Source organism: Caulobacter rhizosphaerae, assembly GCF_010977555.1.
Classification (GTDB): domain Bacteria; phylum Pseudomonadota; class Alphaproteobacteria; order Caulobacterales; family Caulobacteraceae; genus Caulobacter; species Caulobacter rhizosphaerae.
In genome coordinates this window covers 109,165-127,099 of sequence record NZ_CP048815.1, presented here as the reverse complement: position 1 = coordinate 127,099, position 17,935 = coordinate 109,165, and the positions used below count along the sequence as shown (strand labels likewise).

Genomic DNA, 17,935 nt, shown 5'->3' with positions numbered 1-17,935 from the left:
GCCGTCCCCATGATCCGTCCCGCCGCCAAGGCCGCCCTCGTCGCGCTGGCCCTTTCGACCACCGCGCTGTCGCCGGTGGTTCATGCGCAGACCAGGCCAGCCGCCGCCGGCGTGGCGGTGCCGCCGATCGTCTACAAGGAGCGGACCCTCCCTAACGGCCTGAAGGTCTACGCCTCGCGTGACGCCAGCACGCCCAACGTGACGGTGCAGGTCTGGTACGGGGTGGGCAGCAAGGACGACCCTCAGGGCCGTTCGGGCTTCGCGCACCTGTTCGAACACCTGATGTTCAAGTCGACGCGCAACATGCCGAACGAGTTCTTTGATCGGCTGACCGAGGACGTCGGCGGCTTCAACAACGCCTCCACCTACGACGACTTCACCAACTATTACGAGGTGGTGCCGGCCAACCACCTGCAGCGCCTGCTGTGGGCCGAGGCCGAGCGCCTGGGTTCGCTGGTCATCGATGACGCGGTGTTCAAGTCCGAACGCGACGTCGTCAAGGAAGAGCTGCGTCAGCGGGTCCTGGCCAATCCCTACGGCCGATTCTTCGCCCTGAACATCACAAAAGCCTCGTTCGCCGACCATCCTTACAAACGGCCGGGGATCGGCTCGATCGAGGAACTGGACGCCGCCACGGTCGACGACGTCCGCGCCTTCCACCAGGCCTATTACCGCCCCGACAACGCCGCCCTGATCGTGGTCGGCAATTTCGACGAGGCGCAGCTGAACGCTTGGGTCGATCAGTATTTCGGCCCGCTGAAGGCCCCCGCCACGCCGATCAAGCAGGTGACAACGGTCGAGCCGGCCCGCACCGGATCCAAGGTGGTCACCACCTACGGTCCGAACGTGCCCCTGCCGGCCGTGGCCATGACCTGGCTGGCCCCTGCCGCCGCCGATCCCGATGTTCCGGCCCTGGCGGTTCTTGACGCCATCCTGTCGGCCGGCAAGTCCTCGCGTCTCTATGACAGCCTGGTCTACGACCAGAAGATCGCCCAGCAGATCTTCTCGTCGGCGCCCGACAACGCCCAGCCCGGCCTGTTCTACGTCGGCGCTATCATGGCGGGCGGCAAGACCGTCGAACAGGGCGAGGCCTCGCTGAGCGCCCAGGTCGCCAAGCTGCGCACGGCCCCGCCCACCATCGCCGAGCTGGCCGAGGCCAAGGCCGGCCTGCTGGCCGACGCCGTCCGCGGTCGCGAGACCATCGACGGCCGCGCCTTCGCGATCGGCTACGCCCTGCGGACCGAAGGCGACGCCCAGCGCGCCAACACCGATCTGGCCGCCCTGCAGGCGGTGACTGCCGCCGACGTCCAGCGCGTAGCGGCCAAGTACCTGGCCGACGACCGTAAGGTGACCATCCGCTATCTGCCCGAATCGGCCAGACCGGCGGGCGCCAAGGACCCGTTCGAGGGGCCCAAGCCCACTCCGTCCGTCACCTACAGCGGCCCAGTCACCGCCCTGGCTCCGGCGGCCGAGCGCGTCGCTCCGCCCGCGCCGGGCGCGGCGGTGTCGCCCGTGCTTCCCTCGCCCGTGGAGAAGACGCTGGCCAACGGCCTGCGGGTCATCGTCGCCAAGAGCAGCGACCTGCCGCTGATCACCGCCGACCTGACCGTGCGCGGCGGTTCGGGCGCGGACCCCGCCGGCCTGGCAGGCGTCTCCAGCCTGACCGCCGAACTGTTGACCGAGGGCACCAAGACCCGCACCGCCACCCAGGTGGCCGCCGCCACCGAGGCGCTCGGCGCCAATCTGGAAGCCGGTTCCGGCTGGGAGGCCACCTCCCTGACCCTCAGCGTCATCGCCGACAAGGCCGCCCAAGGCCTGGCGATCATGGCCGACGTCGCCCAGAACCCGACCTTCAAGGCCGACGAGCTGGAACGCGTGAAGACCGAGACCCTGGACGGTCTGTCCGTCGGATTCCAGCAGCCGGGCTCGGTCGCCGGCTTCGTCGTACCGACCGTGATCTATGCGGGCTCGGGCTATGGCCACGTGGCGGGCGGTACGCCGGGTTCGCTGCCGAAGATTCAGCGCGACGCCCTGGTCAAGACGCACGCCACGAACTGGCGTCCGGACAACGCCATCCTGGTGCTGACCGGCGACCTGACGCCCGAGCAGGGCTTCGCCCTGGCGGAAAAGGCGTTCGGCGGCTGGGCCAAGCCGGCCGGCCCTCCGCCGGCTCCGGTCAAGGGCCCGACGGGCTACGCGGCCAGGAACGTGATCGTCGACCTGCCCGGCACCGGTCAGGCCGCGGTCGTGGTGACCAAGCCGGCGATCCTGCGCGCCGACCCGCGCTATTATGCGGGCCTCGTCACCAACGGCGTGCTGGGCGGCGGCTATTCCTCCCGCCTCAACCAGGAGATCCGCATCAAGCGCGGCCTGTCGTACGGCGCCAGTTCCAGCCTCACGCCGCGCGCGGCGATCGGCGGCTTCTCGGCCAGCGTCCAGACCAAGAACGAGTCCGCCGCCCAGGTGGTGGGGCTGATCAAGGACGAGTTGACCCGGCTGGCCGCCGAGCCGACCTCGGCCTCCGAATTGGCGGCGCGCAAGTCGGTGCTGGTCGGCGGCTTCGGGCGCGACCTGGGCACCTCGGGCGGCCTGGCCGATATCCTGGGCAACCTGGCGATCTATGGCGTCCCGCTGAACGAGATCCAGGCCTATACCAGCAAGGTCGAGGCGGTCAGCGCCGCCGACGTGCAAGCCTTCTCCAAGACCGTGCTCGATCCCGCCCAGACCAGCGTCATCGTGGTCGGCGACGCCAAGGCGATGGGCGAAGGGGTCAAGACCGCCGTCCCGGCCGCCCTGCAGATTCCGATCGACCAGCTCGACCTGGACAGTCCGACGCTGCGCAAGGGCAACTAGACGGACGCGCGCGGGTTGGGGGCATGCCATGAGCATGTCCCCGTCAGCTGCGTTCGGCCGCTGTATTTGAGTGGAGCGTTGAAATGTCCGAGCCGCCGCCCGCATCGCCGAGCGCCGCCCAACTCGCCTCCGCCTCCTATCGGCTGGCGGTGCTGGACCAGGACTTTCTGCTGGGCGAGTCGATGCGGGGCGTGCGGTTCCTGCTGGAGTTCGCCAAGGCCGACGAGGCTCTGCGGGCCTGGGGCGTACGCTCGACCATCGTGGTGTTCGGCAGCGCCCGCGTGCGCGAGGACGGTCCCGGACGGCAGCCTCACTGGTACGCCGAGGCCCGGCGCTTCGGCCGCATCGCCTCGGAGCGCGGCGGAGCGATCCACGCCACGGACGGGGTCCGCGACAACGTCATCGCCACCGGTGGCGGCCCTGGCGTGATGGAGGCGGCCAACCGCGGGGCCTGGGACGCCGGCGCGCCGTCGGTGGGCTTCAACATCACCCTGCCGCACGAGCAATGGCCCAATCCCTACGCCACGCCCGACCTGTCTTTCCGCTTCCACTACTTCGCCATGCGCAAGATGCACTTGGCGATGCGGGCCAACGCCCTGGTGGTGTTCCCCGGCGGCTTCGGCACCTTCGACGAGCTGTTCGAGATCCTGACCCTGCGCCAGACCGACAAGGCTCCGCGCATCCCCATCGTGCTGTTCGACGAGGCCTATTGGCGCTCGGTCGTGAATTTCGACAGCCTGGTCGAGCACGGCATGGTCAATCCCGCCGATCTGGAACTCTTCCGCTTCGCCGAGAGCGCCGAGACGGTGTGGTCCACCCTGCTGGCCTGCGGCCTCAAGCCCGGCGAGTCGATCGAACTGGAGCCTGAGCAGGCGCCGCCGACCGAGCCGGTCGCGCCATGAGCCTCGCCCAATGACAGAGGTCGACGTCGCCGTCATCGGAGCCGGGGCCGCTGGCCTGGCCGCGGCCGCCACCCTGGCCACCGCGCCGCTGAGCGTGGTGGTGCTGGAAGCCCAGGGCCGGATCGGCGGGCGGGCGCACACCGTCTCGCTGGCCAGCCTGCCGCTGGACCTCGGCTGCGAGTGGCTGCATTCGGCTGACCGCAACCCCCTGGTCACACCGATCGCCACCTCGGGCCTGACGATCGACAAGACCCCGCCGCCTTGGGCCAATCCGGAAACCACGATCAATTTCAGCGCCGCCGAGCGGGAGGCCTATGGCCGGGCGTTCGCGGCGTTCGACGAACGGGTCGAGGCGGCGGGCGGCGACGCGATCGACCGGCCCGCTTCGGATCTGATGGAGGCCGGCAACCGCTGGAACCCGCTGCTGAACGCCTTCAGCGCCTATTACAACGGCGCGGAATTCGACCAGGTCTCGGTCCGAGACTACGCCGCCTATGACGACAGCGAGGTCAACTGGCGGGTGGCCGAGGGCTATGGCGCGGCGATCGCCGGCCTAGCGCCGACAGGCGTCCGCATCGTCGGCGACTGTCCGGTCCGGCTGCTGCGCCATGACGGGCCCCGCTTGGCGCTGGAGACGCCCCGGGGCGTGGTCCAAGCCCGGGCAGCCATCGTCTGCGTGCCCACGGCCGTGCTGGCCGCCGGCGCCCTGCGGATCCTGCCCGAACTCCCCGCCAAGCTGGCCGCCGCCGAGGGCCTGCCGTTGGGCCTGGCCGACAAGGTGTTCCTCAAGCTCGACGAACCGGAGGCCTTCGCGGTAGAGGCGATGGTCTATGGCGCCGTCGACCGGGCGGCGACGGGCTCCTATCACCTGCGCCCGCTGGGTCGCCCGATCATCGAAGCCTTCTTCGGCGGGGCCCACGCCCGCGCCCTGGAGGCCGAGGGTCCCGGCGCAGCGGCGGCGTTCGCCATCGACGAGTTGGCGGGGATCTATGGAACCGGGCTTCGGCGGCGGGTCTCGGTACTGGCGCGAACCGCCTGGGCGGCCGATCCGTGGGCGCGGGGATCTTATTCCCACGCCCTGCCCGGCCGGGCCGGCGAGCGCGCCGTGCTGGCCACGCCCGTGGACGGCCGATTGTTCTTCGCCGGCGAAGCCTGTTCGCCCCATGCCTTCTCGACCGCGCATGGGGCCTGGGAGACGGGAGAGCTGGCGGCGCGCGAGGCGACGACGACCTTGGGAGTTTAAGCCCTCAAGCTCCGCTCAGCCGGTGAATGCCGGGATGAGCAGAAATAGGGTCAGGCCTTGGGCTTAGCCGGAGCCTTGGCCACGACCTTCGCTGCTGGCGCGACCGCAGCCTTGGGGGCCGCCGCCGGCTTGGCCAGCAGGTCGCGGATCTCGGTCAGCAGCTTTTCTTCCGGCGTGGGCGCGGACGGAGCCGGTTCGTCGGCGTCGGCGCGGCGGACTTGGTTGACCAGCTTGACCAGCAGGAACACCACCACGGCCACGATCAGGAACTGGATCACCGTGTTGATGAAGGCGCCGTACTGGACCGCCACCAACTCGACCGCCGGGGTCGCCGGGTCCTCGGGCTTAAGCACCCATTGCAGCTTGGAGAAGTCGAGCCCGCCCATAAGCAGGCCGATCGGCGGCATGATCACCTGGTCGACCAGGCTCTTGACGATCGAGTTGAAGGCCGCGCCGATAATGACGCCGACCGCCAGGTCGATGACGTTGCCGCGTGCGATGAACTCGCGGAATTCCTTGACGATGCTCATGCTGAACCTCTTCCGACTGGCGCGAAAGGCTGAGCGCGTTCGCCCCCGGCGGTCAAGTCTCGACCGGCCTACTCGTCGGCGTTCAGGCGACCGCGCAGTTCCTTGCCGCTCTTGAAGAACGGCACGTGCTTGGCCCGCACGTCGACGGTCTCGCCGGTGCGGGGATTGCGGCCGGCGCGAGCCGGACGCGAACGCACCGACAGGGCGCCGAAGCCCCGGAGCTCCACTCTTCCACCTTCTTCGAGCGAACCAATCATGCGCTCGAGAATGACGCCGACGACGCGCTCGACATCCTTCTGGGTCAGGTGCGGATTCTCGTTCGCGAGCCTGGCGATGAGTTCGGACTTGATCATCGATATCCCCGACGCGACTTGGCGGTCCTGGGGAGGCAGGACCCGACGCGCGTGCGACCTTTGCCCAAGCAAGCCTGAGTCTTCAAGGGGAAAGCTTGATATCGGCGTCGGGTTTGCGACCGGACCGGTTAACGGCGGCCCAAAAGAAAACGGCGGCCGGATCGCTCCGGCCGCCGCTCTTGGTCTTCGCAGTGAGGCGAAGGCTTAGTCCTTGGTGGCCCGCTCACGCAGGGCGGCGCCGAGGATGTCGCCCAGCGAAGCGCCGGAGTCCGACGAGCCGAACTGCTCGATGGCTTCCTTCTCTTCGGCCATTTCCAGCGACTTGATCGACATCGAGACGCGGCGAGCCGCCTTGTCGATGTTGGTGATCTGAGCGTCGACGCGGTCACCCACGGCGAAGCGCTCGGGGCGCTGTTCCTGACGGTCGCGCGACAGATCCGACTTGCGGATGAACGCGGTCATCAGGGCGTCGTCTTCACCGAAGCGCACTTCGATACCGCCGGTGGTGACTTCGGTCACGGTCACGGTGACCGTCTGGCCCTTGCGGTAGGTGTCGCCCGACATCGGATCGCCGCCCAGCTGCTTGATGCCCAGCGAGATGCGTTCCTTCTCGACGTCGACGTCCAGGACCTTGGCCTTGACGACGTCGCCCTTCTTGTAGCGAGCCATGGCTTCCTCGCCCGACGCGCTCCAGTCGATGTCCGACAGGTGGACCATGCCGTCGATGTCGTTGTCGAGGCCGATGAACAGACCGAATTCGGTCGCGTTCTTGACTTCGCCTTCGACGGTCGAGCCGACCGGGTGGGTTTCGAGGAACGAATCCCACGGATTGGCCAGGGCTTGCTTCAGGCCCAGCGAAACGCGGCGCTTGGACGGATCGACGTCCAGCACGACCACGTCGACTTCCTGCGAGGTCGACACGATCTTGCCGGGGTGGACGTTCTTCTTGGTCCACGACATTTCCGAGACGTGCACCAGGCCTTCGACACCGGCTTCCAGCTCCACGAAGGCGCCGTAATCGGTGATGTTGGTGATGCGGCCCGTGAACTTGGCGCCGACCGGGTACTTGGCTTCGACGCCGTCCCACGGATCCGACTGCAGCTGCTTCATGCCGAGGCTGATGCGCTGAGTGTCCGGGTTGATCTTGACGATCTGGACCTTCACGGTGTCGCCCACGGCGAGCACTTGGCTCGGGTGGTTGACGCGCTTCCAGCTCATGTCGGTGACGTGCAGCAGGCCGTCGATGCCGCCCAGGTCGACGAACGCACCGTAGTCGGTGATGTTCTTGACGACGCCTTCGCGGATTTCACCCTCTTGCAGCTGCGACACCAGTTCGGTGCGCTGCTCGGCGCGGGCTTCTTCCAGGATGGCGCGGCGCGAGACGACGATGTTGCCGCGCGGACGGTCCATCTTGAGGATGGCAAAGGGCTGTTCCTTGCCCATGAGCGGGCCGACGTCGCGCACCGGGCGGATATCGACCTGCGAGCCGGGCAGGAACGCCGAGGCGCCGCCCAGGTCGACGGTGAAGCCGCCCTTGACGCGACCGACGATGGCGCCGAGCACGGGTTCGTTCTTGGCGTAGACGCCTTCCAGACGGGTCCAGGCTTCTTCGCGCTTGGCCTTTTCGCGGCTGATGACCGCTTCGCCCAGGGCGTTTTCGAGGCGTTCCAGAAAGACTTCGACGGTGTCGCCGATCTTCACGGTGGCCTTGCCGGCTTCGTCGACGCCGAATTCCTTCAGCTGGACGCGGCCTTCGGTCTTCAGACCGACGTCGATGATCGCGAAGTCCTTCTCGATCCCAACGACCTTGCCTTTGACGACGGTGCCTTCAGCGAAGTCGCGGCCGCCCATGGAGTCGTTGAGGAGCGCTTCGAAATCGTCGCGCGTGGGGTTGAAGCTCATATCGTCAGCCATGCTGATCTTCGGTCTCTAGGTTGTGGGAAACCCTGCGATGAGCGCCGCCATGTGACGGTTCTCGGGATTCCGGTGATATGGATTTCTGATGCGGACCGCCGTGTCCTGAACGGCGGCGAGGCGGGCGGTGGATTAGCCCTTGGGGTTTCCCCACCGGGCGCGCGCCGTCTCGACGATGCGGCGGGCCGCATCGAAGGCCTGGGATATAGTCATTTCCGACGTATCAAGCAAGACGGCGTCGGAGGCCTGGGTCAGCGGGGCCGACGCACGACCGCTGTCGCGCTCGTCGCGCTTGCGGATGTCGGCCAAGATTTCATCGAAGGCGACGCTTTCGCCCTGGCCCAGCAGCTGCTTCCAGCGGCGGTCGGCGCGGACCTCGGGACTGGCGGTGACGAACAGCTTGGCCTGGGCGTCGGGAGCGATCACCGTGCCGATGTCGCGACCGTCGATGACGCTGCCGGGCTCGCGCAAGGCGAAGTCGCGCTGCAGGTCGAACAGGGCGGCGCGCACCCCCGCATGCACGGCCACCCGACTGGCCGCCTCGCCAGCGGCGCGGGTGCGCACCTCGGCCTTTTCCAGTTCGGCCAGCGCCAGCCCCCGTGCGGCGGCCTCGGCGGCGACAGCGTCGTCCAGGTCGCCGCTGGAGTCCAGCAGGCGCACGCCAACCGCGCGATACAGCAGGCCGGTGTCGAGCATCGGATAACCGTAGAACTCGGCCAAGCGAGAGGCGATCGTGCCCTTGCCCGAGGCGGCGGGACCGTCGACGGCGATGACGAAGGCCACGATCAGGCCTCGACCAGATCGCCGCCCAGGCCGCGCATCATCTCGGCGAAGCCGGGGAAGCTGGTGGCGATCATGCCCGGCTCGTCGATCGACACCGGCGCCTGGGCGGCCAGGCCAAGGATCAGGTGGCTCATGGCGATCCGGTGGTCGCCATGGGTCTCGACCATGGCCCCGCCGCGCGGCGCCTGGCCCGTGCCGCGGACGATGAACCCCTCGGGCTCCTCCTCGACGTCGACGCCGCAGGCTTCCAGGCCGGCGGCGGTCAGGGCGATGCGGTCGCTCTCCTTGACCCGCATCTCGCCGACGCCGCGCATGATCGTCTCGCCCGTGGCGAAGGCGGCCGCGATCGCCAGGATCGGATATTCGTCGATCATCGCCGGCGCGCGCTCGGGCGGCACGACGACGCCCTTCATGCTCGGCGAGTAGCGGGCGGTGATATCGCCGACCTGCTCGCCGCTGCTCTCCCGAACATTCGCGATCGTCAGGTCCGCGCCCATCTCCTGCAGCGTCGTGAACAGGCCCGTGCGCAGGTCGTTGAGCATCACGCCCTCGACCGTCACCTCCGAGCCCGGCACGATCAGGCCGGCCACCAGCGGGAAGGCCGCCGACGACGGGTCGCCGGGCACGGAGACGTGAGTCCCGACCAGCTTCTGGCCGGCCGGCAAGCGGATATGACGCACGACATGGTCGCCGTGGGCGCGATCCTCGACGATCACCTCTGCCCCGAAGGCCCGCAGCATGCGCTCGGTGTGGTCGCGGGTGGCTTCCGGCTCGATCACCTCGACGCCGCCCTCGGCGTGCAGGCCGGCCAGCAGCACGGCGGACTTCACCTGGGCCGAGGCCATCGGCAGTTTGTAGGACAGGCCACGCAGATTGCCGCCCTTCAGGGTCAGCGGCAGGCGACCCTTGTCACGGCCCAGCCAGGTGGCGCCCATTCGGGCCAGCGGATCCAACACTCGGCCCATCGGTCGGCCGCGCAGGGAGCTGTCGCCGGTGAAGGTGGCGCACAGCGCAAAGCCCGCCGCCGCGCCCATGATCAGCCGCACGCCGGTGCCGGCATTGCCGCAGTCGACCACGTCCGACGGCTCGGCGAAGCCGCCATGGCCCTCGATCCGCCAGCGGCCGACGCCCTCCTGCTCGACCCGCGCGCCGAAGGAACGCATGGCCTGGGCGGTCGCCAGCACGTCGGCGCCCTCCAGCAGGCCCTCGACCGTAGTGGTCCCCGAAGCCAGGGCGCCGAGGATCATCGAACGGTGGGAAATCGACTTGTCGCCGGGGGCCCGGACGGTTCCCCGCAAGGCCCCGCCGGGCGTGCTCTTCAGTCCAGCCGCCGTCATGCCGAAACCGGCTCCTTGGTCATGGTGGTTTTCGCGAGGGGATTGCTTTTGACAGCGGCCCTTCGTCATGGCAAGTGACCGGCCGCTTTTCCCATCTGGATCAAAGGGTCGCCGCCTTGGCCAATCCCGAATTGGGCGCAAAACAAATTTGCCCCAACTGCCAATCGAAATTCTACGACCTGGGCCGTCGCCCGGCCGTCTGTCCCAAGTGCGGGGAGACGTTTGATCCGGAAGAGGCGCTGAAGTCGCGCCGCGTCCGTGCTCGCGCCGTCACGCCGGACTACGACGCCGAGGACGAGAAGCCCGCCCCCGCTCCCAAGGAGGAGGATGGCTACGAGGACGAGGTCGACGAGACCCCGGAAATCGATGAGGCCGCCGAGGAGGTCGTCGAGCCCGACGACGACGACACCGATCCGACCGTCGCCCCGGCCCCGGCCGCCGACGACCTGGGCGTCGACTTCTCGGAAGACGAAGACCTGGCCGAGGACGAAGCCGACGACGTTCCGTTCCTCGAGGACGAAGACGACGAAGACGTCCTGGACGACGAGATCGAGGGCCTGCCGGGCGCGGACGACGACGACTAAAGCTCGTCCGCATCTCTCGGAAATTTTGCAGAACAATGGTTCGAAAATTTTTCCGAAAAAAGTTCGCCGGGAGGGTTGATCCAAAAATCCTCCCGGCATAGGTTCCGCGCCTCTTCGGGGGCCACCCACTCGGAACCGCTGGAGAGACTGAGGAATACCAACGCTTCCCATTGGGAAACTTGGGAAAACCTTGGGGCTATAGCTCAGCTGGTAGAGCGCTTGAATGGCATTCAAGAGGTCAGCGGTTCGACTCCGCTTAGCTCCACCAAGACGGCCGCTTCCCTAAAGGGAGCGGCCGTTTCCATGTCTGGCGTCCGGTTTCGGCGACGCCGCTCTCATACGCCCCATAGTGTCCGGGCCTCGTCGGCGACGACATCCGGATATTCCTCGGGCCAGAACAGCTTGGCCCTGGGCAGACGGCGCACGCCGCGCGAGTTCGGCAGTACACGGTCCAGATAATCCGGGCTTTCCTTGGCGAAGATGTCGTCGGCCATGCCCCAGACAATGCGCGTGGGCACCCTGCACCGGCGCAGGGCCGCCTCGATCCCGGCCAGGGGATTGGGGTCCAGGCCCAGGGCGTAGGCGTTGACCAGGGCCTTGCTGGCCGGGGCGGCGACCAGCGGGCCGAAATACATGGCGACCGCCGCGTCGGTGGGCTGGCTCGGGTCAGAGAAGCACATGCCGCCGAAACCTTGCGGCGAACGCGCCAGCATCGAGTCCTTGAACCAGGGAACCAGCCACTGGTCCGGATAGGTCCCCTCGCGGGCCAGGGCCAGGACCGGCTGCAGGGCCGGCGGCGGGCTGTCGGGCTCGACGTCGCAGTTGGTCAGCAGCAGGGTGCGCACCCGGTCCGGAAAACGGGTGACGAAGATCTGGGCCACCGCCCCGCCGCTGTCATTGGCGACCAGGTCGACCGAGGCGATCCCCAGCTTGTCGAGGAACGCGGCCAGCATGTCGGCCTGGTCGGACGGGGTCACGCCCTGGCCGGCCGCGACCCGGGTGAAGCCCAGGCCCATCGAATCCGGCGCGATGCAGCGACGCTGGCCGGACAGTCGGTCGAAGGCCCCGCGCCACTGGAAGCCGTTCAGCGGAAAGCCGTGCAGGAACAAGGCCACGGGGCCGGTCCCGCGCTCGACATAGGCGATGTCGCCGAACCGGGTGGCCTGATGGCGGCGCGACGCGTTCCAGGCGCGGGCGGCCCGCACGTCGTCCTCGGCCCGAGGCGACGCGCCTGCAGCAGGGGCCGCCTCGGCGGCCGCCCAGGCGGCAAGACCGGCGGCGGCGGTCAGGAACTGTCGTCTTTGCATCGTTCGATCCTCCGGGCGGGACGAAAGCCCCGATGACGGAGGACTAGGGCCGCTCGATCACCGACTCCATGACCTGGAAGGTTATGGCGATCATGTCCCGGGCGGTTAGTGTCGCGCCATGAATACGCTGACTTCGCCGCCGTCTAGCCCTGCGCCCGCCCTGGCCGCCCACCCTCTCGGCGACCTGCTGCGTCAATGGAGAAGCGCGCGCCGGATGAGCCAGATGGACCTGGCGCTGGAGGCCGGGATCTCGACCCGCCACCTCAGCTATGTCGAAACGGGGAAGGCCCGGCCCAGCCGCGAGCTGATCGCCTTGCTGGCGGGGGCGCTGGACATGCCCATGCGCGACCGCAACGCCCTGCTGGTCGTGGCCGGTTACGCGCCCGCCTATCGCGAAACCGCCCTGACGGATCCACAGATGGCCCTGATGCGGCGGGCCATTGCGTTCATCCTGGCCCAGCAGGAGCCCTATCCCGCCTTCGTGGTGAACCGGCGTTGGGACGTGCTGATGGCCAACCAAGGCCTGGGGCGGGTGTTCGGCTGGCTGCGCGACGGGGTCCAGCCGCACGGCAACATCATGCATCAGGTCTTCGACCCGGCCGACATGCGGCCCTTCGTCGAGAACTGGGAGGAGGTGGCCGGCGACCTGATCCGCCACCTGCATCACGAAGCCGCCACCGACCGGACGTCGCGCGCCCTGCTGGACGAGGTGCTGGCCTATCCGGACGTACCGGCCCGCTGGGAGCGACGCGAGCTGGGCGCCACGCCCCTGCCCCTGATGACCGTCACCTTCCGCAAAGGCGACCGACGCCTGACCTTCTTCTCGACCCTGACCACGTTCGGCACCTCGCGCGACATCACGCTGGAGGAGCTGAGGGTGGAGTGCATGTTCCCCGCCGACGACGAGACGGCGGCCTTTTGCAAGGCGTTGGCGGACCAAGACACCTAGGGTTCAACGCAACCTCTGGCGCCGAACTTGCTGCATGACCTTCGAACAGGAGGGTCATGCATGGACATCGGCGCGAGCAGCGGAACAGCGGCGGCCTACCGGTCCTTCACGGGCGAAGGCCTTCTGCTGACCGCGCAGCCCTTCGACAGGGCCGGAACCGCGATACTGGCGGCCGTCAAGGACCAGGTGTTCAAGGCTTTCGACGCCGACCAGGATGGCAAGGTCTCAGCGCAGGAGATCGCCAAGCTCGGCAATAACGACCCGGGCAAGCTTGCCGACAAGCAGGCCGTAGCCTCCGCGTTCGATCGCAATGGCGACGGCGCGCTGGATTCCGGCGAGTTCGGCGCCTCCAGGCTCCTCGACGGCAAGAACCTCAAGGCCCTGCTCGGGGTGCAGGACGAGGCGGGCGTCGCCGACTGGCTGATCGCTCGGGCCGATACCGACGGTGACGGGACCTTGTCCACTGACGAGTATGCCGGCGTGGCCTCGCCCAGCATCCGCTCCAGCCGGATCGGCGCAGATGGCCAGAGCGCTTGGGACTCAATCGAACAGGTCAACGCCGAGATGTTCGGCGGGACGGACGCGGATCGGGACGGCCGACTGTCGGCGGCGGAGCTTGCGGCCAAGCTCGAAGCCGCTCCCCAGATCTTCCGTTTCGGCGACGGCAGCCAAGCGATCGACGTCCTGGCCGCGCGCCATGACGATGACGGCGATGGCGTCCTTTCGGCCGACGAACTGACGTCGGCGGCCAAGTCCCGAAATCTCGATCCGACCGCCGTCAGCGACCTGATCAAGTCGGCCGACCGCGACAGCGATATGAAACTCTCCGCCGACGAACTGCGCGCCGCCAGCCAACGGCGACCGCCAGCGTTCCGGCCGGACCAGATCGGTGAGCTTCCTGCTCCGCCCTCGAACAGCCAGGCGCTGCTGGCGCGCCTGCTGGGCTCGACCCTGCGGAGCCTGAGCGACCAATTAACCTCGGAGTTGGGCGGCGCCTTGAACCGTAAGGCCTAGGCCCCGCGAGCCACGAACCAGCCGTTGCGGAAGCCCTGATCGGCCTTGCCGTAGGTGAAGGTCTCGCCCTCCGGCGTGGTGAAGCGACCGCCCGCGGCGACGAGGATGGCGTGGCCGGCGGCGGTGTCCCACTCCATGGTCGGCCCGTGGCGCGGATAGATGTCGGCCGCGCCCTCGGCGATGCGCACCAGCTTGATCGAGCTGTCCATCGGGGCGCGCAGGGAAAAGCCGTACTGGGCCGCCAGTTCGGCCGCCCGCTCTTCCTTCATCGTGTGGCTGACCAGGGCTAGGGCGTGGCCTTCCGGCCACGCCCGCGCCCGGACCCGGGTCTCGGCGCCGCCGGGACCCTCTCGCTTGAGCACCCCTTCGGCGCTGGTGAACCAGACCTCGCCCGTCGCCGGGGCGCAGATGGCGCCGGCCACCGGCGCGCCGTTGTCGATCAGGCCGATATTGACCGTGAAGTTGGGATCGCCGCGCACGAAGGCCTTGGTGCCGTCGACCGGGTCGACCAGGAAGAAGCGCGGGCCGATGGCGTCGGGCGTCCCGAACTCGGAGGCGTGCTCCTCCGAGATCGCCGGGATCTCCGGGAAACACTCGGCCAGCCGCGCCAGGATCAGGCGCTCCCCGGCCCTGTCGGCCTCGGTGACCGGGCTCTCGTCGGCCTTGCGGACCACGTCCAGCTCGGTGCGCCAGAACGGCAGGATGACTTCGGCGGCCGCCTCGACGATCGTCGCCAGCTCGCGGCCGTAGTCCGCCGGGTTCGTATGGACCATTCAGCTTCCTCGGGGATCGTCGCCGACGAACACCAGGGCGACGCGCGTGGCGTCGACCGTCTGCTTGCCAGCGTCTTCGAAATTGACCGTCACGCGATGGCCGATCACCGACTGCACCTGGCCCAGGCCCCAATCGGGCTGGTCGGGATGGCGCACGAGGACGCCCGGCTCGAGAAACGGATCCATGACGCGCTCCTGATAGGCCGCCAGCAGCGTTTGCCAAAGTCCCAAATCACGCCAAAGATCGCGCCATGACCGACGAAGCCGCATCCGCGCCGCAGGCCGCCGCGCCCGAATTGAACGCCCCAAAGGTCGATATCGGAGGCCCCGACTTCGCCGCCCTCCTGGCCGCGCGCCTCTGCCACGACTTCATCAGCCCGGCCAGCGCCATCGTCTCGGGCCTGGACCTGCTGGAGGATCCCTCCGCCCAGGACATGCGCGATGACGCCATGAGCCTGATCTCGTCCAGCGCCCGCAAGCTGGCCGACCTGCTGCAGTTCACACGGGTCGCGTTCGGCGCCTCCGCCTCGGCCGAGAACTTCGACTCGCGAGAGCTAGAGAAGCTGGCCCAGGGCGTGTTCGCCCATGTGCGTCCGACCCTCGAATGGGCGATCCCGCCCTCGACCATGAACAAGGCCACCGCGCGCGCCATCCTCAACATCGCCCAGATCGCCGCCAGCGCCCTGCCGGCTGGCGGCAAGGCGACGCTGCGGGCCGTGGTCGCCGACGACCGGGTGGCGATCACCGCCGACGCCGCCGGCCCACGCGCCCGTCTCCGGCCGGAAGTTCTGGCTGGCCTGAAGGGCGAGGCCCTGGCCGAGGGCCTGGGCGGTCCCTGGGTGCAGGCGGCCTATCTGAACGCCCTCGTCCGCGCGGCTGGCGGCCAGGTCGGGGTCGAGCTGGGCGAGGACCAGGTCGTCCTGGCCGCCTGGGTCCCCGCCTGAGTCTTTCCAGGCATAAACCTTCGAAGAACGCGATCGCCGTCACCGGTCCTTAACTCCCTCCGCCGCAAGCTGGCGGGGTTGGATTGGAGCGTGCCGTGAAGACCTGTCTCGTCGTCGACGATAGCCGGGTGATCCGCAAAGTCGCCCGGCGCGTCCTGGAAGACATAGGCTTCGAGATCGCCGAGGCCGCCGACGGCATGGAAGCCCTGGCCTGGTGCCGGGCGGCGATGCCCGACGCCGTGCTCCTGGACTGGAACATGCCGGTCATGAACGGGATCGAGTTCCTGCGCCATCTGCGCCAGGAGCCAGGCGGCCAGGGGCCGACCGTGGTCTTCTGCACCGTCGAGAACCGGATCGAGGCCATCCGCGAGGCGCTGGACGCCGGCGCGGACGAATACATCATGAAGCCGTTCGACGGCGACATCATCGCGGCGAAGTTCGCCGAGGCGGGCCTGCTGTGACGCCCGAGGACATGGAGCTGCTGGCCGCCCTGGCCCGCCAACGCGCCGGCCTGCGCATCGAGAGCGACAAGGCCTATCTGGTCGAAAGCCGGCTCAATCCCCTGGCCCGCCGGGAAGGCTTCGAGTCGATCGAGGCGATGATCGCCGCCCTGCGCGCCCATCGCGAGGACCGGCTGATCTGGGCCGTGGTCGAGGCCCTGACCCTGAACGAGACCGCGTTCTTCCGTGATCGCGAGGTCTTCGCCCACCTGCGCGACGAACTGCTGCCCAGCCTGTCCAGGCTGGGTCGGGACCGTCCGATCCGGATCTGGAGCGCGGCCTGCTCGACCGGCCAGGAGGTCTATTCCCTGGCGATGACCGCCGCCGAGGGACGCGACATCGCCCCCAGCGCCCGGTTCGAATTCTTCGGCTCGGATCTTTCGGACCGCTGCCTGGAGAAGGCCCAGAGCGGGCTCTACACGCAGTTCGAGGTCCAGCGCGGCCTGCCGATCCGGCTGCTGGTCAAGCATTTCGAAAACCAGGACGAGATGTGGGCGATCACCCCGCGCATCCGTCAGGCGGTGCGCTGGCGGCGGATCAACCTGCTGGCCGACCTGTCGTCGATGGGTCGGTTCGATGTCATCCTGCTGCGCAACGTCCTGCCGGGCCTGGACCCGGCCGTGCACGGCCGGGTCATCGAAAGCCTCGCCGCTCGCCTGGAAGACGACGGCGTGCTGCTGGTCGGCAGCGGAGAATCCCTGGAGGGCGTCACCAGCGCCGTGCAGGCGATCGCGGGACCCTCAGGCCTGTTCACCCGCGCCGCGGCCTGAGCCGTCGCGTTCCACTAGGCCTCGGCGAGGCTCAACCCCTTGCCGCGCCAGAACGCCAGTAGGCGCCGCCAGGGCGTGACGGTCTCGCGCTCCGGCAGCGCCCTGACCAGCTTGCGATAGAGGGTCTGGATCGGTCCCGGCGCCGTCAGCACCTCCGAGAGGTCCAGCGCCTCGATCATCGCCACCGCTTCCTTTCGGTAGTCGACCGGCAGCCTGCCGGCGTGCGGCGGGGGCGTGCGGCAGTCGGCGAAGTCCAGTTTCACCCCGGTCAGCACCTCGACCGCCGTGGCCATGGTGCGGGCGTATTCGGGATCGCCGCCCAGCCGGTCGACGTCGATCACCAGGTCGGCGCGCGGCAGGGCCGCCACATAGGACAGCACGTAGACCGCCAGGAACGCGGCGAACGACACCCGGGCGGGGGCCCGCTTCAGCCGCTTGCGCACCGCGTGGATGCGGTCGGCCAAGTCGCCCGTTCCGGCCTGCAGGCCGAGCCGCCGGGCCCCCGCTTCGCCGCCCGCCGCCTCGGACAGGATCACGTATTGGCAGAGCTCGAAATAGGTCGGCCGGGGCCGTTTGCGCAGCGAGTAGAACGATCGCCACTGCTGCACCGGATCGCGGATCAGCACGATATGAGTGCCGCCGAACCGCCGCCGCAGCCAGCCGATCCGGCCCAGCGTCCGGCAGCAGGCCAGCACCGGCGTTCGCCCTTCACGCCGCGCCGCCCCGATCAACGTCTCGACATAGGCGGCTTGGCCTGGGTCCTCCTGGTCGGCGGGCAGGAAATATTCGTCCAGCGCCAAGCGCGTCTCGAAGCCGTGGACGCCGCCATCCGGCCGCAGCAAGCCGGCGAATTCCGACAGGTAGGGCAAGCCCTCGTTTGGGTGGCGCAGGCCGCTGGTAGCCGGCCGTTCGCGCTCGATCCGTTCCGGCGTCAGCCCTGCCAGTTGCTCGTGCCACGGCTCGTAATAGGCCGTCACCGTGGGGACGGCCCGGAAGCGGTGCCAAACATAGGTGCTGGAACACCGCCAGCCGCTATGAACGAAGATCGGCGCGGACGAGGAACGCGGCAATTGGAGATCACACCCGTGGGACGAACGACCACAGGCTGAAGGGCCAGCTTGGCTGGCCGATATCGGTTCAGGTCAGGTTGAGGGGAGATTTGTAACCCGGACGCCACAA

At 68.6% G+C, this 17,935-nt stretch carries 17 protein-coding genes, 1 tRNA gene and 1 pseudogene; 10 read left to right on the top strand and 9 right to left on the bottom strand.

Going from position 1 to position 17,935, the window contains the following annotated elements; all coding sequences use genetic code 11:
* Positions 1-9 precede the first annotated feature (9 nt).
* The 3 genes from G3M57_RS00615 to G3M57_RS00605 all read left to right on the top strand — a co-directional run bounded on the left by G3M57_RS00615 (position 10) and on the right by G3M57_RS00605 (position 4,998).
* Positions 10-2,853 (top strand): M16 family metallopeptidase, encoded by a 2,844-nt coding sequence (locus G3M57_RS00615; RefSeq protein ID WP_163228355.1) that lies wholly within the window; start codon positions 10-12, stop codon positions 2,851-2,853.
* Positions 2,854-2,936: 83 nt separating this feature from the next.
* Positions 2,937-3,755, top strand: coding sequence for an LOG family protein (locus tag G3M57_RS00610; RefSeq protein WP_056757954.1), 819 nt, complete (start codon positions 2,937-2,939; stop codon positions 3,753-3,755).
* Between the two features lie 10 nt (positions 3,756-3,765).
* Positions 3,766-4,998, top strand: a complete 1,233-nt coding sequence (locus tag G3M57_RS00605) for a flavin monoamine oxidase family protein (protein ID WP_163228354.1) — start codon at positions 3,766-3,768, stop codon at positions 4,996-4,998.
* A gap of 128 nt (positions 4,999-5,126) precedes the next feature.
* On the opposite strand, the pseudogene mscL reads toward G3M57_RS00605, so the two are convergent.
* The 5 genes and pseudogenes from mscL to aroA all read right to left on the bottom strand — a co-directional run.
* A pseudogene (gene mscL, locus G3M57_RS00600) lies at positions 5,127-5,528 on the bottom strand (large-conductance mechanosensitive channel protein MscL); the annotation flags it as partial.
* A 68-nt stretch (positions 5,529-5,596) separates the two neighbouring features.
* On the bottom strand, positions 5,597-5,881 hold the full coding sequence (locus G3M57_RS00595) for an integration host factor subunit beta (protein WP_056757961.1): 285 nt from the start codon (positions 5,879-5,881) through the stop codon (positions 5,597-5,599).
* Between the two features lie 204 nt (positions 5,882-6,085).
* Positions 6,086-7,795, bottom strand: a complete 1,710-nt coding sequence (gene rpsA / locus G3M57_RS00590) for a 30S ribosomal protein S1 (RefSeq protein WP_056757963.1) — start codon at positions 7,793-7,795, stop codon at positions 6,086-6,088.
* Between the two features lie 132 nt (positions 7,796-7,927).
* Positions 7,928-8,578: a (d)CMP kinase gene (cmk, locus tag G3M57_RS00585; RefSeq protein WP_056757966.1), complete on the bottom strand. Its 651-nt coding sequence runs from the start codon at positions 8,576-8,578 to the stop codon at positions 7,928-7,930.
* Positions 8,579-8,580: 2 nt separating this feature from the next.
* Positions 8,581-9,915, bottom strand: a complete 1,335-nt coding sequence (aroA, locus tag G3M57_RS00580) for a 3-phosphoshikimate 1-carboxyvinyltransferase (RefSeq protein WP_056757969.1) — start codon at positions 9,913-9,915, stop codon at positions 8,581-8,583.
* A gap of 116 nt (positions 9,916-10,031) precedes the next feature.
* Here aroA and G3M57_RS00575 point away from each other — a divergent pair, with 116 nt between their 5' ends.
* Together G3M57_RS00575 and G3M57_RS00570 are read left to right on the top strand one after the other, a co-directional pair.
* The gene (locus G3M57_RS00575) at positions 10,032-10,499 is read left to right on the top strand and encodes a TIGR02300 family protein (protein WP_056758097.1); all 468 of its coding nucleotides are present in this window, start codon (positions 10,032-10,034) and stop codon (positions 10,497-10,499) included.
* A gap of 192 nt (positions 10,500-10,691) precedes the next feature.
* A tRNA-Ala gene (locus G3M57_RS00570) sits at positions 10,692-10,767 on the top strand.
* 67 nt (positions 10,768-10,834) lie between these two features.
* Here the strand turns inward: G3M57_RS00570 and G3M57_RS00565 are convergent.
* On the bottom strand, positions 10,835-11,806 hold the full coding sequence (locus G3M57_RS00565; protein ID WP_056757972.1) for an alpha/beta fold hydrolase: 972 nt from the start codon (positions 11,804-11,806) through the stop codon (positions 10,835-10,837).
* A gap of 118 nt (positions 11,807-11,924) precedes the next feature.
* Here G3M57_RS00565 and G3M57_RS00560 point away from each other — a divergent pair, with 118 nt between their 5' ends.
* Together G3M57_RS00560 and G3M57_RS00555 are read left to right on the top strand one after the other, a co-directional pair.
* Positions 11,925-12,755 carry a helix-turn-helix domain-containing protein gene (locus tag G3M57_RS00560; protein ID WP_056757975.1) on the top strand — a complete coding sequence of 277 codons (831 nt, stop codon included), beginning with the start codon at positions 11,925-11,927 and terminating at the stop codon, positions 12,753-12,755.
* A gap of 60 nt (positions 12,756-12,815) precedes the next feature.
* Complete coding sequence (locus G3M57_RS00555; RefSeq protein WP_056757980.1) at positions 12,816-13,769, top strand: EF-hand domain-containing protein; 954 nt, start codon at positions 12,816-12,818, stop codon at positions 13,767-13,769.
* Here the strand turns inward: G3M57_RS00555 and cysQ are convergent.
* Both cysQ and G3M57_RS00545 read right to left on the bottom strand, forming a co-directional pair.
* Positions 13,766-14,542, bottom strand: coding sequence for a 3'(2'),5'-bisphosphate nucleotidase CysQ (gene cysQ / locus G3M57_RS00550; protein ID WP_163228353.1), 777 nt, complete (start codon positions 14,540-14,542; stop codon positions 13,766-13,768). The genes G3M57_RS00555 and cysQ overlap by 4 nt on opposite strands.
* Positions 14,543-14,728 carry a DUF3553 domain-containing protein gene (locus G3M57_RS00545; protein ID WP_028040112.1) on the bottom strand — a complete coding sequence of 62 codons (186 nt, stop codon included), beginning with the start codon at positions 14,726-14,728 and terminating at the stop codon, positions 14,543-14,545.
* Positions 14,729-14,793: 65 nt separating this feature from the next.
* Between G3M57_RS00545 and chpT the strand changes: the two genes are divergently transcribed.
* The 3 genes from chpT to G3M57_RS00530 all read left to right on the top strand — a co-directional run bounded on the left by chpT (position 14,794) and on the right by G3M57_RS00530 (position 16,756).
* Positions 14,794-15,486, top strand: a complete 693-nt coding sequence (gene chpT, locus G3M57_RS00540; protein WP_056757985.1) for a histidine phosphotransferase ChpT — start codon at positions 14,794-14,796, stop codon at positions 15,484-15,486.
* A gap of 83 nt (positions 15,487-15,569) precedes the next feature.
* A complete protein-coding gene (locus tag G3M57_RS00535; protein ID WP_162251648.1) occupies positions 15,570-15,947 on the top strand; it encodes a response regulator in 378 nt (125 codons plus the stop codon).
* Positions 15,944-16,756 carry a CheR family methyltransferase gene (locus G3M57_RS00530; protein WP_056757991.1) on the top strand — a complete coding sequence of 271 codons (813 nt, stop codon included), beginning with the start codon at positions 15,944-15,946 and terminating at the stop codon, positions 16,754-16,756. The genes G3M57_RS00535 and G3M57_RS00530 overlap by 4 nt, the downstream gene beginning before the upstream one ends.
* A 14-nt stretch (positions 16,757-16,770) precedes the next feature.
* Here the strand turns inward: G3M57_RS00530 and G3M57_RS00525 are convergent, their stop codons facing one another.
* Entirely contained in the window at positions 16,771-17,826 is a 1,056-nt protein-coding gene (locus tag G3M57_RS00525; RefSeq protein ID WP_163228352.1) for a hypothetical protein, read from the bottom strand.
* Between the last annotated feature and the right edge of the window lie 109 nt (positions 17,827-17,935).